The sequence below is a fragment of the Pseudanabaena sp. 'Roaring Creek' genome, assembly GCF_001402795.1.
Classification (GTDB): Bacteria; Cyanobacteriota; Cyanobacteriia; order Pseudanabaenales; family Pseudanabaenaceae; genus Pseudanabaena.
Window position 1 is genome coordinate 1 of sequence record NZ_LIRE01000507.1, and the last position, 7852, is coordinate 7852.

5 protein-coding genes are annotated in these 7852 nt (G+C 42.5%); 2 read left to right on the forward strand and 3 right to left on the reverse strand.

The annotated features are described in order from the left end of the window. Positions 1-408: 408 nt before the first annotated feature. Both AC805_RS15690 and fabD read left to right on the forward strand, forming a co-directional pair. A complete protein-coding gene (locus AC805_RS15690) occupies positions 409-903 on the forward strand; it encodes an HNH endonuclease (protein WP_009628763.1) in 495 nt (164 codons plus the stop codon). Between the two features lie 116 nt (positions 904-1019). Beyond that, positions 1020-1901, forward strand: coding sequence for an ACP S-malonyltransferase (fabD, locus tag AC805_RS15695; protein WP_055076291.1), 882 nt, complete (start codon positions 1020-1022; stop codon positions 1899-1901). An 84-nt stretch (positions 1902-1985) separates the two neighbouring features. Here fabD and AC805_RS15700 read toward each other — a convergent pair whose 3' ends face one another. From AC805_RS15700 to AC805_RS15710, 3 genes are all read right to left on the reverse strand, one after another. After that, positions 1986-4316 carry an EAL domain-containing protein gene (locus AC805_RS15700; protein WP_055076292.1) on the reverse strand — a complete coding sequence of 777 codons (2331 nt, stop codon included), beginning with the start codon at positions 4314-4316 and terminating at the stop codon, positions 1986-1988. 283 nt (positions 4317-4599) lie between these two features. Beyond that, positions 4600-5034, reverse strand: a complete 435-nt coding sequence (locus AC805_RS15705) for a response regulator (RefSeq protein WP_055076293.1) — start codon at positions 5032-5034, stop codon at positions 4600-4602. Positions 5035-5366: 332 nt separating this feature from the next. Further along, complete coding sequence (locus AC805_RS15710; protein WP_055076294.1) at positions 5367-7382, reverse strand: PAS domain-containing protein; 2016 nt, start codon at positions 7380-7382, stop codon at positions 5367-5369. Between the last annotated feature and the right edge of the window lie 470 nt (positions 7383-7852).

Here is a 7852-nt window from a genome sequence, read left to right on the forward strand (position 1 = left end):
CATGGTTAATTTTGGCTGCTGCCGACTTACCATTTTTAGTGATTTGTTCTAGTTTTTGGCGTTCTTCTTCGGTTAATGTCACTTTGTATCGTTTTGCTGACATACCTTTTTCCTTACTATTTTCTGTCCCTTTATTTTACCCGCCAAATTATCTTTGACTGTCTACTAGGTTTAGTTTTTAATTCACGAAAGTGTTGTCACACTTTTGGGAATTGAAAAACAAACCCAGTAGGGGTTTTAAAAACACAAAATGGCGTAGCCATTTTGTGTTTTGGTATTAATTATGCTGAGGTACCTATAAAAAGGTTTAAAGAGGCAATAAATTGCGATAAATTGCGATCGCTAAACATTTTTGTGGCTGATTTGAGTTAGCTGTGCTAGCATCTCATGTAAGTTCGCTGGATAGTAATGGCAAAAGTCCTAGTACTAAACGCATCCTATGAGCCGCTGAACATTACCAATTGGCAGCGAGCTATTGTCTTGCTCATAAAAGGCAAAGCCGAACAGGTCGAACATAATGGCAAGATGATCTATCCTGGAATGCCTTTGCCCACCGTAATTAGGATGCTGCAGTATATCAGTATTCCCTACAAAGAAATTCCGCTTACCCGTCGCAATATCCTCCACCGTGATGCCCATTCCTGTCAGTATTGTGGGCATACAGGTGATGACCTAACCCTCGATCATGTGTTACCGCGATCGCGGGGTGGTGTTGATAGTTGGGACAATATTATTACCGCCTGTGTTCGATGTAATGTCAAAAAGGGCAATCGCACCCCCAAGGAAGCAGCCATGCCACTACGCAAGCAGCCCCGCCGCCCCCATAGTGGGTTGCACTTTGAGGTGACTAAATATTTGCGATCGGGCAATCATGACGAGTGGCAAAAATATATTATTAATTAACCGAAAAGGCTTGTAAAGCAAGCCTTTTCGATTAATTAACAGGCTTTTGATGCAGCGCAAAGCGCTGTAAACTTTGAAGACACAAAATTATTTAAACAAATAAATATTTGATAAAAATGACCAAAAATGTATGGATATTTCCTGGACAAGGCTCTCAGGCTGTAGGAATGGGTTTAGACCTTGAGGAAGTCGGCAAGGACAAGTTTGCAAAAGCAGAACAAATTTTAGGCTGGTCGGTTTTAGAAAAGGTGCAGACCGATGCCACTGAACTTGCCAAAACTCAGTTCACCCAGCCTTGCCTATACGTGATTTCCGCAATCTTGACGGATATATTAAAGACCAAGGGTTTAAGCCCTCATGCGGTCACAGGTCATAGTTTGGGCGAATACAATGCCCTCTACTGTGCGGGAACGATCGACTTTGCCACGGGTTTAGAATTGGTGAAGCAGCGATCGCTATTGATGGCTGAAGCGAGTGGTGGCGCAATGACCGCTCTGATTGGTTTCGATCGCCATGCCCTAGAAACAGAAATTGACGCAACCGAAAATGTAATTCTGGCAAATGATAATAGCGCCGACCAAGTGGTAATTTCAGGAACCGCAGCCGCTGTCAAATCTATCTGCGAACGAGTAAAGGTCAAACGAGCGATTCCGCTAGCCGTAAGTGGCGCGTTTCATTCACCATTGATGGCTGAAGCCGCAGCAAAGTTTGCCAAGGTGCTGGAACAGACAATTTTTAATGATGCCGAAATCTCGGTTATTTCTAACGTTGAACCAAATGATGCAACGACCTCTGGGCAGGTACTGCGCGATCGCCTTTGCCAACAGATGACTTCCCCCGTACGCTGGCGGGAAATCTGTTTGTATCTGGCGGCGCAGGGATACGAACAGGCGATCGAAGTGGGATCTGGCAAGGTATTAACAGGATTAGTCAAGCGCTCTGCTCCTAGTTTAGCCCTTGTTAATATCAGTACCTTAGAACAGGTGATCGCTTTTTAATGACTAAAATTCAGAGCTAAAACCTGCGGCGCACGCTACGCGTGCGTCGCAGGTTTTAGGGTTTGAGCGCAAAGCGCTGTAAGCTCATATACTTAGGGAGCTAATTAATGTCGCGATCGCATCCGATGCTAATGGTTGATATAGATGGTATCCCTGCCCTGCATGACAGTTATGAGCTCTCAGAAATTCTAACTGGTCGAGAGTTTCTACTCCTTCAGCAATTACAGTTAAGCCTAGATTTATCCCCAAAATAATGATCGCTTTTACAATTTCGCCATCTTCAGGATTTTGATTTAATCGCGCCACGAACGAGCGATCGATCTTGAGAGTATGAATTGGAAATCGATGTAAATAACTCAACGAAGAATAACCCGTTCCAAAATCATCAATACAGGTTTGAATATTGCGTTCGCTGAGTTCGCTTAAGATTTGCGAGGCTAAAGATGTTTTTTCGATGAGAATACTTTCGGTGATTTCTATCTTGAGCCGACTGTTATCAAGGTTAAATCCCTGAAGAATTTTCTCAATTTGATTGGGTAACTCGGACTTCGTAAATTGTTTTGCCGATAGGTTTACATTCATCGTCAGCTTTGTCACTATGGGAAATTGCGACTGCCATTGGGTTAATTGATAACAAGCCTCATGCAATACCCAAAAGTCAATTGCTGTAATCAGTCCGACATCTTCTGCTAATGGAATAAAGTCCGCAGGGGCAATCAAGCCCTGCTCTGGATGTTGCCAACGCACGAGGGCTTCAAATCCGATGATTTTATGTGACTGCAAATCGACAATTGGTTGATAATGCAAACACAACTCCTGCCGCTCGATCGCTCTCCGTAGATCGTTCTCTAGCCTTAATTTTTTCAGTGCTTCCGTATGCATGGCAGGGTTAAAGATTTCGTAGCGCTCGCGCCCCTGTTCTTTCGCTCGATACATGGCAGTATCGGCATCGCGCAGCAATTGATCGGGCTGAGTATAGCCAGCAGAGTTCAGGGCAATGCCAATACTCGTACTGATAAATATTTCATTGCCATCGATCGAGATTGGCACTTTCAGCGAATCTTGAATCCTTTGGGCAACTTCAATTACATCGTTAACACTTTCAATTTCTTCGAGTAGCATCACAAACTCATCGCCCCCTAGTCTGGCAACGGTATCTCCTCCCCTTAAACAGGCAACTAAACGCTTGGCAACAATCTTGAGCAACTGATCTCCTGCCAAATGTCCGAGACTATCGTTAATCATCTTAAAGCGATCTAAGTCTAAGAAAAGGACGGCAAACAGTTCGGGAGGATTGTCTGAATTTAGGTACAGGCGACGGTTGGATAGTTGTAAGGCATGGTTGAGGCGATCTAGAAACAAAGACCGATTAGGGAGGTTAGTTAAAGTGTCATGGAAGGCATCGTGCCGCAGTTGAGCCTCCATTTTCTTGCGCTCTGACAATTCTGATTGGGCACTTTGATAGAGTGCTGATTGATGAATGGCGATCGCACATTGATCGGCGATCGCCTTAACTAAGGAAATTTCATTGTCCGACCATACTCGTTCGCGATCGCATTGGTAGAGACTAATTCCACCTAAGTAGGTCTGCTGATAACATAGAGAAGTGATCAAAAGGGAATGAATGTTATACCTTGCGGCTAAATCCTTGATTTCCTCTGGGAGAGCGTCAGTAATGTGATGAAGCGGGATTGGCTTTCCATTTATCAGCTCGTCTCGAAAATGAACGTAAAAATCACAGGACAGACCAATTACATCCTCACTACAGGGCGCATTATTTTTACTGGCATAACATACCCGCATTTGCTGCGAACTGTCTGGCTGAAAGATCAAACAATGACTCACCTGTAAAGCTTCATACAGCAAATCCACCGTTGTTTGTAATACATCGTCTAAGACGAGGGTTTCCCGCATCGATTGGACAATACGATTGATGATCGTCTCCCGCCATGCTTGTTGCTCGATCTGGGCGATCGCCATTTTTTGCTGCCGCCGCAACGCAAACTCTTGCAAGGCTCTTTCTAAAACGCTCGGGAGCCGAAATAACCGATCCTTTAAAACGTAATCAGTCATCCCAGCCTTAATACATTCAACCGCCGCTTCTTCCCCAAGACTTCCCGTAATCAAAATAAAGGGAATATCTTGTCCAGATTGTTTGAGAAAATCAAAAGCTTGTAAACCATTAAAACTAGGTAGTCGATAGTCTGACAGAACCACATCATAGTATTTGTCCTGAAGATATCTATGAAATTCGATTTCTGTGGCGATGATGTCATAGGTAAAGCATAGCCCTGAGGATTCGAGAACCAATACTGTTAATTCAGCATCAGCAACAACATCTTCGATAATCAAAATTCTCAGCGATTGTGACGATCGTTGCTCCTCCAATTTTGCAAATTTTCCAAACTCTGGCATCAAGTTTCCCATGGTTTACAAACGTAAAAGTATAGGTTTAGAGTTGGTGTTTATAGTTATTCTCAACTATCTAAAACTATTTGCTTAATCGCGACTACATACTCAGCATCTACAAAGTAAAGTATATATAAAAAATTACTTAAATTAACAGTATTTCAAGGTAAATGCAAACAAGTTAAGTAAGTAGGCTTAATTAAATATAAAACCTTAAAACCTGTGGCGTTCGCGCAGCGTGTGCCGCAGGTTTTAGATCTGGATTTTAATTGTGCTGAGGTATTTAGGATCAATCAAGAGGTGGAATTTTGTTGAGCATCATCCAGTAGAATCCTACTTTTTGTGACATTTCTACGAATTGTTGAAAGTCTAAAGGTTTAACAATATAACTATTTACACCTAAATCATAACAAGCTTTTAAATCATTGTTCTCTGCGGAAGAAGTCATGACAACGACGACGAGATTCTGAGTAAGGGGAGATTTACGAATTCTCTCTAAGATCTGTACGCCATTAATTTTAGGTAGTTTTAAGTCTAGAAGTACGAGCTTAGGTAAGGGGTGAGTCGGCGGCTGTCCGTCACGACCAAATAGATAGTGAACTGCCTGTTCGCCATCTGATACAACATCAATTTTATTAACAAAGTTATAGTTATCTAAGGCAATTTGGATGAGCTCGACATCGTTAGGATCGTCCTCTACAAGCAAAATTCTAGTGGGTTCCATATATTTAGACTTAGTAACTAAGTAAGTGGTTTTAATTAAATTAAATATAAAACCCTATAACCTGCGGCGCAGGGGCAGCGTGCGCCGCAGGTTTTATACCAAAACACAAAATGGTGTAGCCATTTTGTGTTTTGAAAACCCTCACTGGGTTTGGTTTTTAATTTACAAAAGTGTTGTCACACTTTCGTGAATTGGTTTTAGATCTGGATTTTAGAATGTTATAGCTGTCGCCAAGTGTATATTGACTGGCGGCGCTTCGCGCCGCCAGTCAATTCTTAGGATTTGATTTGTCTTCATTTAAGTGACTGTAGATATAATTTTCTAGGACATTCCTAAATCTTAAGGAAAAATGTGGCTCCACGCTCGGGATATCCTTCAGCCCAGATCGATCCACCATGCCTTTGCACAATCCTTTGCACGATCGCTAAGCCAATACCATTGCCTTCAAACTCTCTTTCATTATGCAGTCTTTGAAAAGCTCCAAAGAGTTTATCAGCATATTCTATTTGAAAACCCACACCATTATCTTGAATTCTAATGGTGTGGTCGGGCAAACTGTCGATCGTGATATGGGGATTGGCACGGGTACGACTAAATTTCACGGCATTCCCAATCAAATTACAAAAGACCTGTTGTAAGAGGGTCGGATCGCCAATCACAACGGGTAAGTCACCAATTGAAAATTTGACCATCGGGTTATAATTTGGTTCATTACGCAGGATGGCGATCGCTTCATCAACTAAGACGCGCACGGGGATCTGGGTCGATTCTAGGGATCTTCGCCCATAGCGTGAGAGGGTGAGTAATCCATCAATCAAATGTCCCATCTTTTGACTGCTTTTGGCAATTACCTGTAAGTAATGCTCTACCTTAGGATCCTTTAACGCTTCATGTTTTTGGAGTTGCTGCTGCAAAGCCATCACAAACCCATTCATATGTCGTAATGGCGCTCTCAGATCGTGAGAAACGGAATAGCTAAAGGACTCCAATTCATGGTTGGTATTGGCGAGCTGACGGGCTGTTTGGATGATTTTGGCTTCGGCGATCTTGCGCTCGGTAATATCAAAGTTAATACCAATGAAGCGTTGAGGGATTCCCTCCCCATCACGTTGGAGGAGAGCGTAGGCTTGAATGTAGCGAATGCTTCCATTCGGTAAGACGATCCGAAACTCGATGTCGTAATCCTTCTTTCCTTGCAAGGCTAGTTGCGATGCCGATTCGATGATTTCGCGATCGCTAGGATATACATAATTTAACCAAGTCAGACGGTTATTCGTAAATTGCTCGGGACTCACTCCATACAGCTCATACATGCCGCGATCCCAGACTAATTGATCGCGGACGAGATCCCTCTCCCATATGCCGATCGCTGCAGACTTTAACGCGAGAGTTAGGCGATCGGTGAGATTTTGCAGTTGTTGTTCGGTTTCCTTCCGCTCCGTAATATCCCGAACAATTACCACTAGCTCGTTTTTACAGTAAGGAGCAATGCGGACTTCTTCATGGACAAGTTTGCCAAATTTAAAGAGTTGATGTTCATAGATTTGCACTTCTCCCGTAGCGATCGCTTGATCATAGAGCTTTAATTGGGCGGCTAGAGTCTCAGGGGGTAAGACCTCAGAAATATGATGCTGAATGGGCAAATATTTTGCCTTGTCACAACCCGAAGGAATGATGCATTCTATGCAGGTTCCATCGGGCTTTAGTAGTAACAGCAAATCTGGCAAGGCATGGAGAATGGACAGATTACGGCTTTCTTTGTCGCGTAAATTTCTATCGCTCTCCCCGATCTGCCGTTCTAATTCTTCATTTAGCAAAGTTAAATCGCCTGTCAAATCACTTGTCAAACCACTATTCAAATCGACTTGTTCTCTATCAATTTCCAGATCGCTTTCTAGATCGATATTTACCTGAGGGATATCACGTAAGTCTCTGTCTGAGGCATTATCGCTAGAGGGGACTTCATAGGCGATCGCATCTAGCCTTATAGGCAAACCTGAAGAATCCTTAAATACTTTTAAACGAGCATGGAAGTGACGTAATTCCCCTGTAGGAAGCTGAATGCGATAGGTAAATATGGATAAATCTGTTTTCTGTTCTTTTTCAAGCTCTTGTTGTATTTTGCGACGATCCTCAGGCGCGATCGCCTCTAGCCAAAGATGTCGATGCTCCATTAACTCTTGGCGAGAGTGTTGGAAAAATTTGATAGCCGCAGCATTGAAATAAATTGGTTTTAAGTCAGGTAAAGCTAATGACCAAATCATCTCATCAAGGTTATCCATAATCCGATCGCAAATCTGATTGTGACGAGGAGCGGATTTATAGATGCATTCTTCAGCATGACTCATTAGGCTAGCCTTCCTTGAAGATGATTTAAGACTGTTAATTACAATGCATTGCCCTAGTTGAAAAATCCTATGATTCTTTTCATGATAAAAAGGTAGCGAAAAAAACGGGCATTTCCTATGCAACGATCGGCAAAGGCTCGGATTTTATTCTGTTAATTATTTTATTCTTTATATTTAATACTAATTCACGAAAGTGTGACAACACTTTTGTGAATTAAAAACCAAACCTAGTAAGGGTTTTCAAAACACAAAATGGCGTAGCCATTTTGTGTTTTGGTATAACGTGAGTTAGAGATAATTTTAAATGGGCTTTGAGAAAGGGTTGTCTACACAAACCCTTTCTCAAAGCCCAAAAATATAGCTACAGTCACTTGAATTAGGACATAAACCCCAAGAATTGACTGGCGGCGCTTCGCGCCGCCAGTCAATTCTTGGGGTTTATGTCCTAGTATATTTGGCGATAGCTATAA